A 17,154-nucleotide genomic window follows, 5' to 3' on the forward strand; every position below is an offset into this window, starting at 1 on the left:
CTATAGCTGATTTCCGGCAATCCAAATGTAAATTAATTGTTTCTCAGAGGTGAAATCCGCCTTTAATAATGACGACATGTTAAGTCAAACGAGAACGCAACATGTCATGGCGAATCAGCATTCTGGATAAAAGCCCCGTCGCAGAACACGAAACAGCCGCCGATGCGCTGGCGCGAACCTTAGCACTGGCGCAACAGGCGGAAACGCTGGGTTATCACCGCTTCTGGATTGCCGAACACCACAATACCCCGCAGCTTGCCAGCCCCTCGCCGGAGCTGCTGATTGCCTGGATCCTCGGGCAAACAAAACGTATTCGCGTGGGCTCAGGCGGCGTCATGCTGCAACATTACAGCCCCTATAAAGTCGCCGAAAATTTTAACGTACTGGCCGCCATTGCGCCGGGCCGGGTTGATCTGGGCGTTGGCAAAGCGCCCGGCGGTCTGCCGCTCTCTACCCGCGCCTTGCAGTACGGCCTAAATCCGCAGGAAAAAGGCAGCTTTACTGAACAACTGACGCAGCTTGATCGCTGGATCCGCCCTGAAAATCAGTCAGCGGAGGAGGACGTTCGCGCCACGCCGCTGCCGCCGGTGCCTGCCCGGGGATTTCTGCTGGGCGCCAGTACCGAAAGCGCGCTACTGGCGGCCTCCCTCGACTGGCATTTTGTCTTTGCCGCCCATCTGAACGGTGATCCTGAGCTGCTGCGCGAGGTCGTCACAGCGTGGCGTCAACACAGCGTCCGGGAGGTGATTGTGGCCGTGCAGGTCATTGTTGCCCCAACCCAGGCTGAGGCCGATGCGCTGGCGCAGAAGGTTGAAGTGTGGGGCGTGGAGCTGGTAAACGGACAGCGCGTCACCGTGGCCAGCGAAGAACAGGCCTACGCCTTTGCGCGGCAGGCGGGGAGTGACCCGGTGCGCATCGCGCGTCGGGCGCAGTCTCTGCTGGCCGGAACGGCGGATTCGGTGCTTGAACAGCTCAACGCGCTGCATCAGCAGTGGGGAATTGACGAATTTATCATCGACACGCCGGTCGCCGATGGCGCAACGCGCGTGCAGTCACTGCGACTGCTGGCCGAGGCGCGATTTAACAGGGAGGTGACCGTATGAGCTTTAGCGAACAACTGATTGCCTGGCGCCGTGAGCTGCACCAGAACCCTGAACTCTCCGGTCAGGAGGTCGAAACAACGGCGCGCCTGCGCGAGTGGCTGACGGCGGCCGGTATTGCACCGCTGCCTTACGATCTCCAGACCGGGCTGGTTGCGGAGATCGGCACGGGCAACGCACTGGTTGCGCTGCGCGCCGATATCGACGCGTTACCCATCGACGAGCGCAGTGGGGTGCCGTTTAGCTCCCGGCGTGCGGGGGTGATGCATGCCTGTGGCCATGACATCCACACCAGCGTGATCCTCGGCGCTGCGTTAAAGCTAAAGGAGCGGGAAGCCTCGCTCAACGGTCGCGTGCGGATCCTGTTCCAGCCTGCGGAAGAGAATTTCGGCGGAGCAAAAAGTATGGTGCGGGCCGGGGCGTTACGTGACGTACGCGCGATTTTCGGAATGCATAACGAGCCTTCACTGCCGGTCGGCGAGTTTGCTACGCGCGGCGGCCCATTCTATGCGAACGTCGATCGCTTCGTTATTCATGTTACCGGCAAAGGCGCGCATGCCGCACGTCCCCATGAAGGCAACGACGCCATCGTGCTGGCAAGCCAGCTGGTGACCGCGCTGCAAAGCGTAGCCAGCCGTAACGTTAACACGCTGGATTCGGTCGTTCTGAGCGTGACGCGCATCGCCGGGGGGAATACCTGGAACGTGCTGCCGGAAAGCGTTGAGCTGGAGGGCACGCTGCGCACGCACCGTACGGAAGTGCAGCAGAAAGTGAAAGCGCGCGTCGGTGAAATCGCCGCCGGATTTGCCAGCGCCTTTAGCGCGCAGATCAACATCACCTGGTACGCCGGGCCCACCGCGCTGGTGAACGATGAACACTGGGCAGGGTTTGCCACCTCGGTCGCGCGCGAAGCGGGATATGAAACCCGGCATGCGGAACTGCACATGGGCGGGGAGGATTTCGCGGTCTATCTGCAAAACATACCCGGCGCGTTTGTCAGCATTGGCAGCAACAGTCCGTTTGGGTTACATCACCCGGCATTTAACCCGGACGAAGCATTAATCGAACCCGCTGCCCGCTATTTTGCTCAGCTCGCGGAAAAAGCCCTGCAACACGTTTAATTAATTTGAGGTGAATATGTCTGCACATCGTCAATTGCGGCTGGGGACCATTTTGCATGGTGCATCCGGTAATATGTCTGCCTGGCGCCATCCCGCGGCGGTCGCGGATGCCAGCATTAATTTTGATTTCGTTAAAGAAACGGCTTTAAAAGCAGAAGAGGGCAAGCTCGACTTTATATTTGTGGCCGACGGTCTTTATATTAACGAGAAATCCATTCCGCATTTTTTAAACCGCTTTGAGCCGCTGACGGTGTTGTCCGCGCTGGCGAGTATCACCTCGCGCCTGGGGCTGGTCGGCACGTTATACACCTCGTACAGCGAGCCTTTCACCGTTGCACGCCAGTTCGCCAGCCTCGATCACCTGAGCAACGGACGCGCGGGCTGGAACGTGGTGACCTCACCGCTGGAAGGGTCAGCCAGGAACTTCTCCCGTGAAAAACACCCGGAGCATGCGCTGCGCTACCGCATTGCCGATGAGTATCTCGACGTGGTGAAAGGACTGTGGGATTCCTGGGAAGGGGATGCCTTTATCCGCAATAAAGAGAGCGGACAGTTCTTTGATGCGTCGAAACTGCATACTCTGGATCACCACGGTGATTTCTTCCAGGTTTCCGGCCCGCTGAATATTGGCCGCACGCCGCAGGGACGTCCGATTGTCTTTCAGGCTGGTGCGTCCGACGACGGTAAAAAGCTGGCGGCAAAACACGCTGACGCCATCTTTACCCACCATGACACGCGGGAAGAAGCCCAGGCTTTTTACCGCGATGTTAAACAGCAGCTTGAAAGTCACGGCCGCCGCGCAGGGGATTTACATATATTCCAGGGCGTCAGCGTGATTGTTGGAAACGACGCCGATGACGTAGAAAACCAGTATCAAACCACGGCGGCACTGGTCTCCATTAATGATGCGCTGAATTACCTTGGACGTTATTTCGAGCATCACGACTTCAGCCAGTATTCTCTCGACGCGCCGTTCCCGGATATTGGCGATTTGGGCAAAAACAGCTTCCGCAGCACCACCGATGAAATCAAGCGTAACGCCCGTGAGCGCAACTTAACTCTGCGTCAGGTCGCGCTGGAAGCCGCATCGCCGCGCCCGCGTTTTTCCGGCACACCGGAGCAGGTGGCCGATGGTTTACAGGCCTGGTTCGAGGAGAAGGCGGCGGATGGCTTCATCATTCAGGGCGGTACGCCGGACACCTTCCCGCGCTTTGTCGACCAGGTGGTCCCCCTTTTACAGGCGCGCGGCCTGTTCCGCACCGACTATCCCGGCACCACGCTGCGCGAAAGTCTGGGCTTAGACGAGCCCAAAAATCAGTTCACACAACAATAAAAGAGAAAAACGCTATGCAGAAATCATCGCTTATTCTGGCGCTTGCGCTGGCTTTTACCCCTGCCGTCTGGGCAGAGAACGTCAATATTAACGGCACCGGCGTGAGCATTGAGGCCAATAAAACGCCGATCAATACCGCCAAAAACAGCGATGCGATCGCGCAACTGCCGAAAGACTATCGCTTTGCCGTGCCGGGGAAATTTACCGTGGCGGTAGCGGGACTGAATCAACCGCCGCTGACGGTCTTTTCCGACGACAACAAGACCCTGCTGGGAAGTGAGGTCGACATTGCGCGTCTGGTGGCGGACAGCCTTGGGCTGGAGCTGAACGTGGTTCCCACCTCCTGGGAGGACTGGCCGCTGGGGGTGGCCTCCGGGAAATACGATGCGGCTATCAGCAACATCACCGTCACCAAAGCGCGCAAAGAGAAGTTCGACTTCGCCACCTATCGCAAGGATTCACTTGGCTTCTACGTGAAATCCACCAGTCCCATCAACTCGCTTGTGAAGGCAGAGGATATCGCCGGGCTGCGCATCATCGTGGGTTCCGGCACCAACCAGGAAGCCATTCTGCTGGCATGGAACGAAGAGAACCTCAAAAAAGGGCTTAAACCCTTTACGCCGATCTACACCAAAGACGACGCGGCTCAAACGCTGGCGCTTCAGTCGGGACGCGCGGACGCCTTCTTTGGCCCGAACGTGATCGGCGCCTGGAAAGCGGCGCTTAACGGTAAAACCAAACTTGTCGGCAGCGTCGACGGCGGCTGGCCGAAGGCGGCGCATATCGCGGTGACGCTGAAAAAAGGCAGCGGCCTGGTCGAACCGGTTCAAACCGCGCTGAACGGCGCGATCAAGAACGGAGATTACGACAAGGTGCTAAACCGCTGGGGGGAAGGCGTGGAGCGTATCTCCAGTTCCGAAGTTAACCCGGCGGGTCTGGGCGATTAAGGAGGCGCTATGCATGAACAATTTCGTGACGTTTCGCCGGAAGATGCCGATCTTCAGCCCATTATCTCGGGGCTTTTCGGTGAGTACGCCGCTCGTTACGGCGACTACTTTTCAAAGGATGCGGAAGTCGAGCTGACAGAGTGGTACCTAGCGCCGCAGGGGCTGTTTATCGTCCTGGAGCGCGAGGGTGAGATCGTCGCCACCGGGGCGTACAAGCCCTTCGACGAACATACCGCAGAGATCAAACGTATATGGACGAATAAAACGCTGCGCCAGCAGGGACTGGCCGCGCGCGTGGTACAGGAGCTGGAGCGCCGGGCGGTGCTGGCGGGCTACAGCCACATCTACCTGACTACGGGGTTTCGTCAGCCGGAGGCGGTGCGGCTCTATCTCAGTCAGGGGTATCAGCCGCAGTTCGATCTCAACCGCGACCCGGAAGAGTATAGCCAGCCGCCGTTCGACGGTCGGCTGCGTTTCACCAAGACGCTGATCCGCGAAGCGCTCAGCAAAACCGCATAAGGAGCGACGATGAGCAACGTTGAAACCATAAAAGTGGTCCCGGCACGTTATCCGCTGCGCGCTGCTGGCGCCGTGGTGGCGCTGTTTATGCTGGCGGTCGTGATCCAGTCCGTGGCCTTTAATCCGCGCTGGGAATGGGCGGTATTTGCCCGCTGGTTCTTTGACCCGGTGATCCTCGAAGGCGTCGGACAGACGCTGCTGCTGACGTTGATAAGCACCGTACTGAGCGTGGTGATTGGCGGCATGCTGGCGCTGGCTCGGCTCTCGTCATCATGGCTGTTGAACAGCCTGGCGTGGGGTTACATCTGGCTGTTCCGATCGCTGCCGCTGATCGTGGTACTGATTATCCTCTATAACTTCTCCTATCTCTACGACACGCTCTCTCTCGGCGTGCCTTTTACCGGCATTACCTGGGGCAGCTTTGAAACCATCAACGTTCTCGGGCAGTTTTCTACCGCCATCGTGGGGCTGACGCTGGTGCAGAGCGCCTATACTGCGGAGATCATTCGCGGGGGCTTCCTTGGGGTCGACCACGGTCAGTATGAGGCGGCCGCTGCGCTGGGTCTGCCGGCGTGGCGTCGCACCGTGCGCATAATTCTCCCCCAGGCGCTGCGCACCATCCTGCCGTCCGGGTTTAACGAAATCATCAGCCTCGCCAAAGGGACGGCGATGGTTTACGTGCTGGCGATGCCGGAACTGTTCTACACGATCCAGATGATCTACAACCGCACCCAGGAGGTGATCCCGCTGTTGATGGTGGGGGCCGTCTGGTATCTGGTGATCACCACCGTACTGTCTGCCATCCAGCATGTTATTGAGCGTGGACTCGCCCGCAGCGAGCGCCGCTCCGCCGTAAACCAGAGCCGGGCGACCAGCCGCGCGTGTTCCGTCACCACTTCGTCAGCACAGGAGCCCGTTCATGCAAGCCTCTCCTGAAGGACACATTTCCATAACCGGCGTCAGTAAGTTTTTTGGCCGACATAAAGCGCTCGATAACGTTACGCTTGAGATCCCACCGGGCTCCGTGACGGTGATCCTCGGACCCTCTGGATCGGGAAAATCGACGCTGCTGCGCACTATTAACCATCTGGAGCGCGTAGACGAAGGCTTTATCCAGATTGACGGGGATTACATCGGCTATCGCCGTCAGGGTGACAAACTCTACGAGCTCAAAGAGAAAGAGATCCTCAAACAGCGCGTCAACGTTGGGTATGTGTTTCAGAACTTCAATCTTTTTCCGCATCTTACGGTGCTGGAAAACCTGGTTGAAGCACCCATCGCGCATAAAAAGTTCAGTAAAAAAGAGGCTATTGAAAACGCCTACAGCCTTCTGGATGTGGTAGGTCTGCGCGATAAAGCCGATGCCTGGTCGTGTCACCTCTCCGGCGGCCAACAGCAGCGCATTGCCATTGCCCGCGCGCTGGCGCTGCGCCCGCGCGTGATGCTGTTTGATGAGCCAACTTCGGCGCTGGATCCGGAACTGGTTGGCGAAGTGCTGGACGTGATTAAAAAGCTCGCCCGCTCCGGCACTACGCTGGTGGTGGTCACCCATGAGATCGGCTTTGCCCGGGAAGTGGCGGACCAGGTGGTATTTATGGTCGACGGTAAAATTGTGGAGCAGGGCAGCAGCGACGACGTGTTAAACCGACCGTCGCATCCGCGAACGCGCCAGTTCCTCTCAAAAGTGCTGTAAGGAGCGCAGATGAAATATGGACTCCTGGCGGGGCTGGTCTTCACGACAGCGAGCCACGCAAGCATTGATTTAAAGGCCAACGAACAGCCGCTGCCAGTGACGGTTGATCAACAGGCAGTGGCGAAAATCCCGGCGAACTATAAATTTGTTGAGCCGGGTACCCTCACGGTGGCGATTTCAGCCCTGAATTCTCCGCCGCTGGCGCTGCTGGCCAGTGATAACCGCACCCGTATTGGCAGCGACCCGGATATCGCCCGGTTGCTGGCGGGCAGTCTGGGGCTGAAGCTGAAGCTGGTGCCAACGGCGTGGGAAGACTGGCCGCTGGGGATCACTTCCGGGCGCTATGACGTGGCGTTGGTGAATATCGCCGTCACCGAGCAACGTAAGGAGAAGTTCGATTTTGCAACCTATCGCGTCGATTCCCTGGCCTTCTCGGTGAAATCCACCAGCAACGTACAGTCGATCACCAGTGCGAAAGATCTGGCCGGTAAAAAGGTGATTGTCGGGTCAGGCACCAATCAGGAACGTATTCTGCTGGGCTGGAACGAAGAGAATAAAAAGGCCGGACGCGAGCCTGCGTTGCCGGTTTATCTGACCGACGACGCCTCAGGCAATCTCTATATTCAGTCCGGCAGGGCGGATGTCTTCTTTGGACCGCAGTCCGTTTCGGCCTACAAAGCCGCGTTAACCGGCAAAACCCGCGTCGTGGGATTAGGCCCGAAGAAAGCCTATGTCGCCACCACAACCAAAAAAGGCAATGGGCTGGTGTATGCGTTGCAGGCTGCGCTGGACGGTGCGATTAAGCGCGGGGATTATCAAAAGGTGCTGGCGCGCTGGGGGGAAGCGGGCGAAGCGGTGACGTCTTCAGACGTTAATCCGCCCGGGATAACCTACTAATGGTGCTCTATACCCTAAATAATTCGAGTTGCAGGAAGGCGGCAAGGGAACGAATCCCCGGGAGCGTACATAAGTACGTGACTGGGGTGAGTGAATGCAGCCAACGCACCTGCAACTTGAAGTATGACGGGTATACACTTAGGGTTTTCATCCCTGAGGAGGCAACATGATCAAACTCTATGGCGTACCCGGCTGGGGATCGGCAATCAGTGAGGTGATGCTGACTCTGGCAGACATCCCGTATCAGTTCGTCAACGTGGATGGGTTTGACCAGCCCGGCCCGCAGCGCGAATTGCTGTTGAAACTGAACCCGCTGTGCCAGGTGCCGACGCTGGAGCTGGAAAATGGGGCGATCGTGACGGAAACCGCGGCGATCGCCCTGATGGTGCTCGACAGACGACCCGACCTCGCGCCGCCCGTTGGGCAGGCCGAGCGCCAGCAGTTTCAGCGCCTGCTCATCTGGTTTGTGGCGAACGTCTATCCCACCTTTACGTATGCAGATTACCCGGAACGCTGGGTGCCTGATGCCCCGGAACAGCTGAAGAAAAACTGTATTGAGTACCGGAAATCCCTCTATCTGTGGTTTGACAGCCAGCTCAGCGCCTCGCCTTATGCCTTTGGCCAACAGCTAACGCTGCTTGACGTCTATATTACCGTCGTGCGTACCTGGGGGCCAGGTCATGAGTGGTTTACCACCAACGCACCTAATATCACCGCCATCGCGGATGCCGTCTGCGCGTTGCCAGAACTGCACAAGGTGCTAAAAGCTAACGACATAATCTGATAACGTGGAACGCTAACCTATAAAAGGAGCCCTGCCCATGCCTCACGTTGATATCAAATGTTTTCCACGCGATCTGACTGACGAACAAAAAACGGCCCTGGCGGCGGATATCGCCGAAACGATAGTCCGTCATCTGAACAGCAAAGATCGCTCAATCTCCGTGGCGCTTCACGAAGTCCAGGAAGCTGACTGGAAGGCGCAGGTCTGGGATACCGAGATTGGACCTAAACTGGATGAACTGATTAAGAAGCCCGGCTATTCGATGTAACTCGCCTGCCGGGTGGTGCAGTATCACCCGGCGATCCCCGCCTTTCATTCCTTTCGCAAAAATCGATAATAAACAGCACAACGTTTCCGCTACAATTCACTCCTCCGAACAATATTCGTTAAATCAGCAGGTAAGCACTACAACTGCACCAGATTAAGTACAGATAGTAAAAGGATAATTTTTTCATGACAAAATTACCTCGGTTTTCACTCGCCTTTATTCATCCTCGTTACTGGCTCAGTTGGGCAGGCATCGCCGCACTCTGGTGTACGGTCCAGCTCCCATATTCGCTTCTGTTAAAAGCAGGGCACGGACTCGGGCGTCTGGCTATGCGCATGCTTCCACGCCGCGTGGAAATCGCCAGACGAAATCTTGAGCTTTGCTTTCCGGAGATGAAAGAGGGTGAGCGCGAGCGTTTGCTTGAGCGTAATTTTGAATCGGTTGGAATGGGCGTCATCGAAACGGGCATCGCGTGGTTCTGGCCTGACTGGCGCGTGCGCAAACACTTCAGCGTGACCGGCTACGAACATATGGAACAGGCACGGGCGCAAGGAAGGGGCGTGGTGCTCATTGGCATGCATTTTCTCACGCTGGAATTAGGCGCACGCATCTTTGGCATGCTCAACGCGGGTATTGGCGTCTATCGTCCCAACAACAATGCGTTGCTCGACTGGCTACAGACGCGCGGTCGTCTGCGTTCCAATAAAACCATGCTCGACCGCTACGATTTGAAGGGCATGATCCGCGCGCTTAAGCAAAATGAGATCCTTTGGTATGCCCCGGATCACGACTATGGAAAAACGAATAGCGTGTTTGTGCCGTTTTTTGCCGTCCCGGACGCCGCGACAACTGCCGGGAGCTATATGCTGGTGAAAAGTGCCAGACCGGCCGTGATCCCGTTTGTACCACGCAGAAAAGCAGACGGCACAGGGTATGAGCTGATTATCCTGGACGATATTAGCGATACCTTGCAGGGAGGCGATAAAGTGGCCGTGGCTACGCAGATGAACAGGGCAATTGAGCGTGCGGTGATGATGGCACCCGAGCAATATATGTGGCTGCATCGTCGCTTCAAAACGCGTCCTGAAGGGCAACCGGACCGGTATGCGCGAAAAAAACAGGTCCAGTCCTCAGTCAGAACTTTCGCTGCCAGCGATATGTCGGATCGGTCGAGTATCCAGCAGTAACACAGGGGGCGGATGCCGTTGCGCTCCGCCCTTTATAAAATCTGCGCCGCTGGATAGAATTACCGCATCCACCTTGTCGGGATGCAAAATATGACCGGAAGAGTCGACTATCAGCTTGAAAAATATCTCCTCACCGAAGTCGCCGAGCCAGAACGTCTGACCCGCCAGTGGGCAGAAGTGATGCGCGAGTGTCGCGAGCAAAAATCCGGTGCGGAAGAGCGTTTGCGTCTCGCGCTGCTGAATGTGGATTATGTGACCAGCTTTGAGCTTCCCTTCCGGTTACTCCTCACCCGCGCCCCGCAGTTGATTGATGGGATCAGAAATGAGTTCCAGCTCAGTCAAAAAAATGTCCTGTTCAACGGCAAGCGGTTTGGCTGCGTTTACAGCCTTAAACAGGACCTGGAAGGCGTTCCTGACGAATTTACCTATCACCTGAAAACGCGGATCCAGCGAAGCGACAGCACTGGCGGAAGTGAAGTACCTTACCGGCAAATTGCACAGCAGGTGAAAGCGCCCAGGGAACGACTCAAACTGGCACTCGAAAATGGACTATCTGTAACGGCGCTCGACGGGCTTTTCTGGTTTGGCATTCAGCGCATCGCGGCCGATGTGCAGAGGCTAAGAAAAACGGGCACGAGGATTGTGACGTCAGAGACTGAGGTGTTTGATACGCTAACGATGACAACCCGGCGGATCCCCGTCTACAGCCTGACGCAGCCGGAATGAGCCTCGGTCGCTGAATCGTCGAACGTCTCAGAGAAGACAAAAAAGGCGGTAATCTCTTTCTCAGATATACCGTGCTTCAGCAACGCTTTCATTGACATTATGCCCCTTAGAAAGAGGGGCGTTTCACGCGATGGCATTGCTACTCAGCAAATGCCCGCAATGCCTCGCCATCAAGACGATAGCGTACCCATTCGGACTGCGGTACCGCGCCGATGCTCAGATAAAAATCAATTGCAGACTGGTTCCAGTCAAGCACGCTCCATTCCAGCCGGCCGCAGTGACGTTCCACTGCGCATTACGCGATATTTTTAAGCAGTGCTTTTCCCGCACCCTTGCTGCGGTATTCCGGGGAGACATACAAATCTTCCATATAGATGCCGTTGCGGCCAAGCCAGGTGGAATAGCTGGTGAAAAAAACGGCATACCCCACAGCATGGCCTGCATATTCGGCAACCAGCGCTTCGGTTTTACTGTCTGCACCAAACAGCGTTTTACGGATTTCGTCCGGCGTGGTGACCACTTCTTCTGGCGCTTTTTCATAGACTGCGAGTTCGTAAATCATATCGTATATTGCCGCTGCATCTTCAGGTCGCGCCTGACGAATCGTAATGCTCATTCCGTTCCCTTTATCTTTGTTTGTAGTTGATGGGGATAAGCATAAAGGCTAATGTCAGAAGAATTAAGTGCAATGAAATCAATAAATGATGAATATTATGCATCCAGCCTTAAGGCGCCTTGATTTAAACCTTCTGCCGGTTTTTGACGCGATTTATCGCCACAGTTCCGTTCGACTTGCGGCAGATGAGCTGGCGATGAGCACCTCGGCGCTCAGCCATGCCCTGTCACGGCTGCGTGTTTCGCTCAACGACCCGCTGTTCTACCGGGAAGGACATCGAATGTGTCCCAGCGTCTATGCCACCCAGCTTGCGCCAGTTATTGCATCGGCCCTGAAATATCTCGACCAGGAGCTGTCGCCGCAGCCGGAATTTGATCCTGCTATTAGTACAGCGTGTTTGCAGATCGCGATAACGGACTTTACCGCGTTCTGCATATTCCCTGCGCTCATGAATACGCTTCAACATGCGGCGCCTGGTTTGCGTCTGGAATTACGATATTTGCCGCACAGCCCGGCGTTGACGGAATTACTGGCAGGAGAGGTGGATCTGGCCCTGGGATTCAGCACCATTGAGGATCGCCGGTACCCGGAGCTGGAAGAGATCAGCTGGTTCGAAGATGAATATGTGGTGATTAGCAATGCGAGCCGGAGCGCGCTCACGCTGGAGGATTATCTCGCCGCCCGGCATCTTGTGGTTACGCCGTGGAATGAGAAGCAGGGGGTGCTGGATTTGCAGCTGGAACGCATGGGTTATACCCGACACATTGCGATGAAAACCCCGTCTATGCTCAGCGCCCCGTTTGTTATTGCAGAAAGCGATCTGCTGATGGCGTTACCTCGATTCGCCGCTGAAAAGCTGCTGCCAGCTACCCGTATTAAAATTTTTGATTTACCGTTCCACATCAGTCCGTTTGAAGTAAAAATTTATTCGCACAAGCGCAGCGGGAAACGAGGCGTCACGAACTGGCTCAAAGCTACGCTGCGCGCGCTGGCCGAAGGGCAACAGTCAGAGCGCTTATGATTTCGACTGTAACAGGATCGCCATCAGCCCCGGAAAGCGGGCGTCCAGATCTTCTCTTCTCAGTGAAATCATATTCTCGCGCCCCTGCGGGCGCTGCCAGATCACGCCGCTGTCGCGCAGTACACGCCAGTGGTGAGTCATGGTTGATTTCACCACCTCGTCCGGGCGCAGCGCGTTGCAGCTCAGCTCACTGCCGTCGGCCAGCCGTCGAATAATCGCCAGCCGCAGCGGATTGCCGAGGGCGAACAGCACATTTTCCAGTAGTATTTGTTCAGGTTCCGGGTGGTTTGGGATCATCGTTTTCCTGCGTCTCGCGTGAGATTGAGCTATATCAACAATAGGTCAACCGTTAAAAAATAGTTCGATAATACTCGTACAATAGGACTATTATAACAAACGAACAAACACGCGACTATCCTGGTCGTCACAAACCCGTCATGAAGACGTAAGGAAATATCATGCCCCGACCCATTCCACTCGAACGTTATCGCAACATCGGTATCTCCGCGCATATCGATGCCGGCAAAACAACCACCACTGAGCGTATCCTGTTTTACACCGGGATGAGCCACAAGCTGGGTGAAGTACACGATGGCGCGGCAACCACCGACTGGATGGCGCAGGAGCAGGAGCGCGGGATCACCATTACGTCGGCGGCGGTGAGCTGTTTTTGGCCCGGCATGGACAGAGGCTTTGAACCGCACCGCATCAATATTATCGACACCCCCGGGCATGTGGATTTCACCATTGAGGTGGAACGTTCCATGCGTGTGCTCGACGGCGCGGTGATGGTTTATGACTCCGTCGGCGGCGTGCAGCCGCAGTCGGAAACCGTCTGGCGTCAGGCGAATAAATATCACGTCCCGCGTCTGGCATTCGTCAACAAAATGGACCGCCCGGGTGCGGATTTCTTCCGCGTGGTGCGGATGATGCAGGAGCGGCTGAAAGCTAATCCGGTCCCGATTGTGATCCCCGTGGGCGCAGAGGAACACTTCACCGGCGTGGTTGATCTCATCAAGATGCGCACCATTCTTTGGGATGATGCGACCCAGGGCATGGCGTTCACCTACGCGCCGGTGCCCGACAATCTGCTGAGCACCGCCCAGACGTGGCGAGAAAAAATGGTCTCGTCTGCGGCAGAAGCTAGCGATGAGCTTATGGATAAGTACCTTGAGACGGGCGAACTGGATGAAGCTGAAATCATCAAAGGGCTACGGATCCGGACGATCTCCGGTGAAATACAGCCCATGCTGTGCGGCAGCGCTTTCAAGAACAAGGGTGTGCAGCGCATGCTCGACGCGGTGATTGAATTGATGCCGTCTCCACTGGACGTGCCCGCTATTGATGGGGTAGACGAAGATGGACAGCACGCCGAGCGCCACCCAAGCGATGATGAACCATTCTCTGCGCTGGCCTTCAAGCTGATGAGCGATCCGTACGTCGGACAGTTGACCTTTATTCGCGTCTATTCCGGCATACTGCGCAAAGGCGACGCGGTTTATAACCCGGTAAAGGGCAAAAAAGAGCGAATCGGGCGCATCGTGCTGATGCATGCCAACGACCGCCATGAGGTGGACGAGCTGCGCACAGGGGATATCGCAGCCTGTGTCGGGCTGAAAGACGTCACCACCGGTGACACGCTGACCGACCCGAATGCGGTGATCACCCTTGAACGGATGGAGTTCCCGGACCCGGTTATTTCGCTGGCGATTGAGCCGAAAACCAAGGCCGATCAGGAGAAAATGGGGATCGCCCTGCAGCGCCTGGCGGCGGAGGATCCGTCTTTCCGTCTGCACACGGACGAAGAGTCCGGTCAGACCATTATCTCCGGGATGGGCGAACTGCATCTCGAAATCATCGTTGACCGCATGAAGCGTGAGTTTGGCGTTGAGGCAAACATTGGTCGTCCGCAGGTCACCTACCGTGAAACCCTGCGTAAAGCGGTGAAGGATATTGAAGGTAAATTTGTCCGACAGTCCGGCGGGAAAGGGCAGTACGGTCATGTGGTCCTGAGTCTGGAGCCGTTAGCAGCCGGAAGTGGTTTTGTGTTTGAAGATGCCACCAAAGGCGGGGTAGTGCCGCGGGAGTACATCCCGTCGGTGGAAAAAGGCTTGAGAGAAGCCATGAATACGGGGGTGCTGGCGGGCTATCCGGTTGTCGATGTGAAAGCGACCCTGACGTTTGGTTCCTACCATGACGTTGACTCCTCGGAGATGGCCTTCCGCATGGCGGCGATCCTCGGCTTCAAAGAGGGCGCGCGGCGGGCGGATCCGGTTATTCTTGAGCCGGTGATGCACGTTGAGGTGGAAACGCCGGAAGAGTATGCCGGGAACATTATGGGCGATCTCTCCTCCCGCCGCGGCATGGTGCAGGGGATGGCAGAGCAGTACGGCAGCCAGATTATTCGCGCTGACGTCCCGCTGGCTGAAATGTTTGGCTACGCCACCACGCTGCGCTCGATGTCCCAGGGGCGCGCGACGTATACGATGGAGTTCCATCATTTTGCGGAAGCTCCGCGGAATGTGGCGGATGAGATTATTGCCAAGCGCGTGAAGAGTTAATTAATTGCACATGGTAGTCATTTGGCTACCATGTGCCTTTATTATTACGACAGGGAGTTTATGCCTGTTACTTAATTAGCGTCGCCGAGCGCACTTTCCATTTTCCTTGCTCTTCAACGAGACAATCTGCAATAACATGATCTTGCTTCTTACCAAATGCGACATAGACGTTTGTGCAAACGGCGTCAAAATCAGAATGTAAGACGGTTATCTGATTCCAGTCATCATCCCAGTCCTGCGCTTTGATAAACATATCCGCATCGGGCATATCTTTGTCGTTACTGTCGCCAGAGTACATTTCTTTAATTGCTGAAATGGTCCCTGAGGCTACGAACTCGTTCATAATGTCTGGATTGAGTACGGGCGGTTTGTTCTGATCTAACTGCGCTATATACCATTGATTGAATTTAAGCGCCGCCTGATCCGGTGCATAAATGTTTTCTGCGGCCGCGAGCGGAGACAGGGCGAAAAGTAAAAAGTAGAGTGGTTTCATTAACCATGCCTGAACAGTTCGTAATGAGGTTGTATGTTGCGGTAAGCCTGCATTGACTAATGTGCGCCCCATATCTTTTGCCAGACGCGTGTTGGGGATTTTTAATCGACCACCCGCTCTGATCGCTTCTGTTACGTAACGAGCACAATAACCCGTGCTGCTGGGTTGCGCGTGTGATTTCGCATATGATATTGCGCCATCTTTGTTCCATGACATGGATAGTTCCTTTACGAAAGATTGTTTATGCAACAGCTTCTGAAATATCCTCCGTTTAACATCGTTATGATAAACATAAAATGCCATAGAAATTTTATATAATTCAGATGGGTATAATTAAAAAATCAATCCAGCGCCTTCACCATCTTCCCACTCGTCACAAACGTCCCGGCCCCCAGATGATGCAGCGTATTCAGCTTATCCCCGTCAAACTGCCAGCGTCCGGCGACAAATGCGCGTTCATCTGCCGCGGCGGAAACCACTTCGCCAAACAGGGTGTCATATTTCTCGGCCGCAGAAGTGACAGGTAATAACCGACACTCCATCCACGCCAGACATTTCTCTTCTATAACCGGCAGACCAAGCTCAGGGCCATGAATAACCGGGATCCCGTAGCAGTTAAATTTATCCTCGTCGCGCCCGCTGACGCTGCCGACCGCCCAGGTCCAGTTGGCTGCCGCCACGCCGGGGATCACAATGCCGAATTTCCCGCTGCGTTCGATCAACTCCCGTGACCACGCGCTTTTGTCTACCACAATCGCGATACGCGGGGGTTCAAATTCCACCGGCATAGACCATGCGGCGGCCATGACGTTGCGACGATCGATGGTCTCATCCCGGCTGGTGATGAGCACGGTTGGACCGTGATTCAGAAGACGGCTGGCATGACGTAATTCAACAGGACGAAAGTGGCTCATAGGATCTCCTCATGTACACGATGAGTATGGCGAAAAAGCACTTTTGCGCATATGCATAAGGGAAAATAGTTTATAAACAGGGGATATCACATCATGGAGCAAATCATGTCCCCATTTCTGAGTGCTTATTTTGCCCGCACGGGCTGGCAGCAGCCCGTACAGGTTAATATCGATACCCTGCGGGGGCTCCATTTACACCATAACTGCGCGATCCCTTTTGAAAATATTGACGTCGTTTTGCCGCGGGAAATCCATCTGGACGACGGGTGTCTGGTGGATAAACTGGTCACCGCGCGTCGGGGGGGATATTGCTTCGAGCAAAATGGCCTGTTTGAGCGGGTGTTGCGCGAAGTTGGGTTTACGGTACGCAGCGTGCTGGGGCGGGTTGTACTGGCGAATCCGTCGCAGATGCCGCCGCGCACGCACCGGTTGCTCCTGGTTGAGCTGAACGGCGAGCGCTGGATCGCCGATGTGGGATTTGGCGGACAAACGCTGACGGCGCCGATTCGTTTGATCGCTAACGAGGAGCAGGAAACCCCGCACGGGAGTTATCGTTTGCTGAGCGAGGGTAACGACTGGGTACTGCAATTCCGCCATCACGAGCACTGGCAGTCGATGTACCAATTTGACCTGGGGACGCAGTACTTCAACGATTACGTGATGGGTAACTTCTGGTCGGCGCACTGGCCTCAGTCCCATTTTCGGCATCACCTGCTGATGTGTCGCCACCTGCCGGACGGGGGCAAGCTGACGCTGACCAACTTCAATTTTACCCACTGGCAGAACGGTCATGTGGAGGAGCAGATCCATTTGCCGGATGCGGAGGCGCTATATAAGCTGATGCAGGAGCGGTTTGGCCTGGGCGTTGATGACCCGAAGCACGGCTTTACACTGGCAGAGCTGACGGCAGTAATGGCAGGGTTTGATACGCATCCGCAGGCAGGGAAATAGCCCGGTGGCGACTACGCCTTACC

General features: G+C 55.9%; 16 protein-coding genes and 2 pseudogenes. 14 read left to right on the plus strand and 4 right to left on the minus strand.

Annotation, left to right across the window (positions count from 1 at the left end; translation table 11 throughout):
• Nucleotides 1–101 precede the first annotated feature (101 nt).
• The 11 genes and pseudogenes from ACOTZP_RS01190 to ACOTZP_RS01240 all read left to right on the plus strand — a co-directional run bounded on the left by ACOTZP_RS01190 (nt 102) and on the right by ACOTZP_RS01240 (nt 10,575).
• Complete coding sequence (locus ACOTZP_RS01190) at nt 102–1,103, plus strand: MsnO8 family LLM class oxidoreductase (protein WP_023306275.1); 1,002 nt, start codon at nt 102–104, stop codon at nt 1,101–1,103.
• Nucleotides 1,100–2,221: an amidohydrolase gene (locus tag ACOTZP_RS01195; protein WP_063928893.1), complete on the plus strand. Its 1,122-nt coding sequence runs from the start codon at nt 1,100–1,102 to the stop codon at nt 2,219–2,221. Before ACOTZP_RS01190 ends, ACOTZP_RS01195 begins: the two co-directional genes overlap by 4 nt.
• Nucleotides 2,222–2,237: 16 nt before the next feature.
• A pseudogene (locus ACOTZP_RS01200) lies at nt 2,238–4,501 on the plus strand (NtaA/DmoA family FMN-dependent monooxygenase).
• 9 nt (nt 4,502–4,510) lie between these two features.
• Entirely contained in the window at nt 4,511–5,020 is a 510-nt protein-coding gene (locus ACOTZP_RS01205) for a GNAT family N-acetyltransferase (RefSeq protein ID WP_271074712.1), read from the plus strand.
• A 9-nt stretch (nt 5,021–5,029) separates the two neighbouring features.
• Complete coding sequence (locus ACOTZP_RS01210; protein ID WP_421633584.1) at nt 5,030–5,956, plus strand: amino acid ABC transporter permease; 927 nt, start codon at nt 5,030–5,032, stop codon at nt 5,954–5,956.
• Nucleotides 5,940–6,713 (plus strand): amino acid ABC transporter ATP-binding protein, encoded by a 774-nt coding sequence (locus ACOTZP_RS01215; protein WP_271074714.1) that lies wholly within the window; start codon nt 5,940–5,942, stop codon nt 6,711–6,713. Before ACOTZP_RS01210 ends, ACOTZP_RS01215 begins: the two co-directional genes overlap by 17 nt.
• Before the next feature lie 9 nt (nt 6,714–6,722).
• Nucleotides 6,723–7,610, plus strand: a complete 888-nt coding sequence (locus ACOTZP_RS01220; protein WP_022648225.1) for a transporter substrate-binding domain-containing protein — start codon at nt 6,723–6,725, stop codon at nt 7,608–7,610.
• 166 nt (nt 7,611–7,776) lie between these two features.
• Nucleotides 7,777–8,394: a glutathione S-transferase family protein gene (locus ACOTZP_RS01225; protein ID WP_271074715.1), complete on the plus strand. Its 618-nt coding sequence runs from the start codon at nt 7,777–7,779 to the stop codon at nt 8,392–8,394.
• A 37-nt stretch (nt 8,395–8,431) separates the two neighbouring features.
• A complete protein-coding gene (gene pptA / locus ACOTZP_RS01230) occupies nt 8,432–8,662 on the plus strand; it encodes a tautomerase PptA (RefSeq protein ID WP_022648223.1) in 231 nt (76 codons plus the stop codon).
• 185 nt (nt 8,663–8,847) lie between these two features.
• Complete coding sequence (locus ACOTZP_RS01235; protein ID WP_271074716.1) at nt 8,848–9,849, plus strand: Kdo(2)-lipid IV(A) acyltransferase; 1,002 nt, start codon at nt 8,848–8,850, stop codon at nt 9,847–9,849.
• A 90-nt stretch (nt 9,850–9,939) separates the two neighbouring features.
• Nucleotides 9,940–10,575 (plus strand): helix-turn-helix domain-containing protein, encoded by a 636-nt coding sequence (locus ACOTZP_RS01240; RefSeq protein WP_063137839.1) that lies wholly within the window; start codon nt 9,940–9,942, stop codon nt 10,573–10,575.
• 139 nt (nt 10,576–10,714) lie between these two features.
• On the opposite strand, the pseudogene ACOTZP_RS01245 reads toward ACOTZP_RS01240, so the two are convergent.
• Nucleotides 10,715–11,191 (minus strand): annotated as a pseudogene (locus ACOTZP_RS01245) (GNAT family N-acetyltransferase).
• A gap of 85 nt (nt 11,192–11,276) precedes the next feature.
• Here ACOTZP_RS01245 and ACOTZP_RS01250 point away from each other — a divergent pair.
• Nucleotides 11,277–12,212 (plus strand): LysR family transcriptional regulator, encoded by a 936-nt coding sequence (locus tag ACOTZP_RS01250; protein ID WP_032677270.1) that lies wholly within the window; start codon nt 11,277–11,279, stop codon nt 12,210–12,212.
• Here the strand turns inward: ACOTZP_RS01250 and ACOTZP_RS01255 are convergent.
• Complete coding sequence (locus ACOTZP_RS01255) at nt 12,207–12,509, minus strand: ArsR/SmtB family transcription factor (RefSeq protein WP_022648218.1); 303 nt, start codon at nt 12,507–12,509, stop codon at nt 12,207–12,209. The two genes, ACOTZP_RS01250 and ACOTZP_RS01255, sit on opposite strands and share 6 nt — an antisense overlap.
• A gap of 161 nt (nt 12,510–12,670) precedes the next feature.
• Here ACOTZP_RS01255 and fusA point away from each other — a divergent pair, with 161 nt between their 5' ends.
• A complete protein-coding gene (fusA, locus tag ACOTZP_RS01260; protein ID WP_232934859.1) occupies nt 12,671–14,773 on the plus strand; it encodes an elongation factor G in 2,103 nt (700 codons plus the stop codon).
• Between the two features lie 67 nt (nt 14,774–14,840).
• Here the strand turns inward: fusA and ACOTZP_RS01265 are convergent, their stop codons facing one another.
• Both ACOTZP_RS01265 and ACOTZP_RS01270 read right to left on the minus strand, forming a co-directional pair.
• Entirely contained in the window at nt 14,841–15,266 is a 426-nt protein-coding gene (locus ACOTZP_RS01265; protein ID WP_271074785.1) for a DUF3828 domain-containing protein, read from the minus strand.
• A 341-nt stretch (nt 15,267–15,607) separates the two neighbouring features.
• Nucleotides 15,608–16,180 (minus strand): flavin reductase family protein, encoded by a 573-nt coding sequence (locus tag ACOTZP_RS01270; protein WP_023300182.1) that lies wholly within the window; start codon nt 16,178–16,180, stop codon nt 15,608–15,610.
• A 105-nt stretch (nt 16,181–16,285) separates the two neighbouring features.
• Between ACOTZP_RS01270 and nhoA the strand changes: the two genes are divergently transcribed.
• On the plus strand, nt 16,286–17,131 hold the full coding sequence (gene nhoA, locus ACOTZP_RS01275) for an N-hydroxyarylamine O-acetyltransferase (RefSeq protein ID WP_063137777.1): 846 nt from the start codon (nt 16,286–16,288) through the stop codon (nt 17,129–17,131).
• The last annotated feature ends 23 nt before the right edge of the window (nt 17,132–17,154 follow it).

The sequence above is a fragment of the Enterobacter cloacae complex sp. SYL001 genome, from assembly GCF_049237025.1.
GTDB lineage: Bacteria > Pseudomonadota > Gammaproteobacteria > Enterobacterales > Enterobacteriaceae > Enterobacter > Enterobacter intestinihominis.

Excerpts from the sequence above, each read along its gene's own strand:
- ACOTZP_RS01190 (WP_023306275.1), top strand. The coding sequence starts at position 102 with ATGTCATGGCGAATCAGCATTCTGGATAAAAGCCCCGTCGCAGAACAC.
- ACOTZP_RS01195 (WP_063928893.1), top strand. The coding sequence starts at position 1,100 with ATGAGCTTTAGCGAACAACTGATTGCCTGGCGCCGTGAGCTGCACCAG.
- ACOTZP_RS01205 (WP_271074712.1), top strand. The coding sequence starts at position 4,511 with ATGCATGAACAATTTCGTGACGTTTCGCCGGAAGATGCCGATCTTCAG.
- ACOTZP_RS01210 (WP_421633584.1), top strand. The coding sequence starts at position 5,030 with ATGAGCAACGTTGAAACCATAAAAGTGGTCCCGGCACGTTATCCGCTG.
- ACOTZP_RS01215 (WP_271074714.1), top strand. The coding sequence starts at position 5,940 with ATGCAAGCCTCTCCTGAAGGACACATTTCCATAACCGGCGTCAGTAAG.
- ACOTZP_RS01220 (WP_022648225.1), top strand. The coding sequence starts at position 6,723 with ATGAAATATGGACTCCTGGCGGGGCTGGTCTTCACGACAGCGAGCCAC.
- ACOTZP_RS01225 (WP_271074715.1), top strand. The coding sequence starts at position 7,777 with ATGATCAAACTCTATGGCGTACCCGGCTGGGGATCGGCAATCAGTGAG.
- pptA (WP_022648223.1), top strand. The coding sequence starts at position 8,432 with ATGCCTCACGTTGATATCAAATGTTTTCCACGCGATCTGACTGACGAA.
- ACOTZP_RS01235 (WP_271074716.1), top strand. The coding sequence starts at position 8,848 with ATGACAAAATTACCTCGGTTTTCACTCGCCTTTATTCATCCTCGTTAC.
- ACOTZP_RS01240 (WP_063137839.1), top strand. The coding sequence starts at position 9,940 with ATGACCGGAAGAGTCGACTATCAGCTTGAAAAATATCTCCTCACCGAA.
- ACOTZP_RS01250 (WP_032677270.1), top strand. The coding sequence starts at position 11,277 with ATGATGAATATTATGCATCCAGCCTTAAGGCGCCTTGATTTAAACCTT.
- ACOTZP_RS01255 (WP_022648218.1), bottom strand. The coding sequence starts at position 12,509 with ATGATCCCAAACCACCCGGAACCTGAACAAATACTACTGGAAAATGTG.
- fusA (WP_232934859.1), top strand. The coding sequence starts at position 12,671 with ATGCCCCGACCCATTCCACTCGAACGTTATCGCAACATCGGTATCTCC.
- ACOTZP_RS01265 (WP_271074785.1), bottom strand. The coding sequence starts at position 15,266 with ATGAAACCACTCTACTTTTTACTTTTCGCCCTGTCTCCGCTCGCGGCC.
- ACOTZP_RS01270 (WP_023300182.1), bottom strand. The coding sequence starts at position 16,180 with ATGAGCCACTTTCGTCCTGTTGAATTACGTCATGCCAGCCGTCTTCTG.
- nhoA (WP_063137777.1), top strand. The coding sequence starts at position 16,286 with ATGTCCCCATTTCTGAGTGCTTATTTTGCCCGCACGGGCTGGCAGCAG.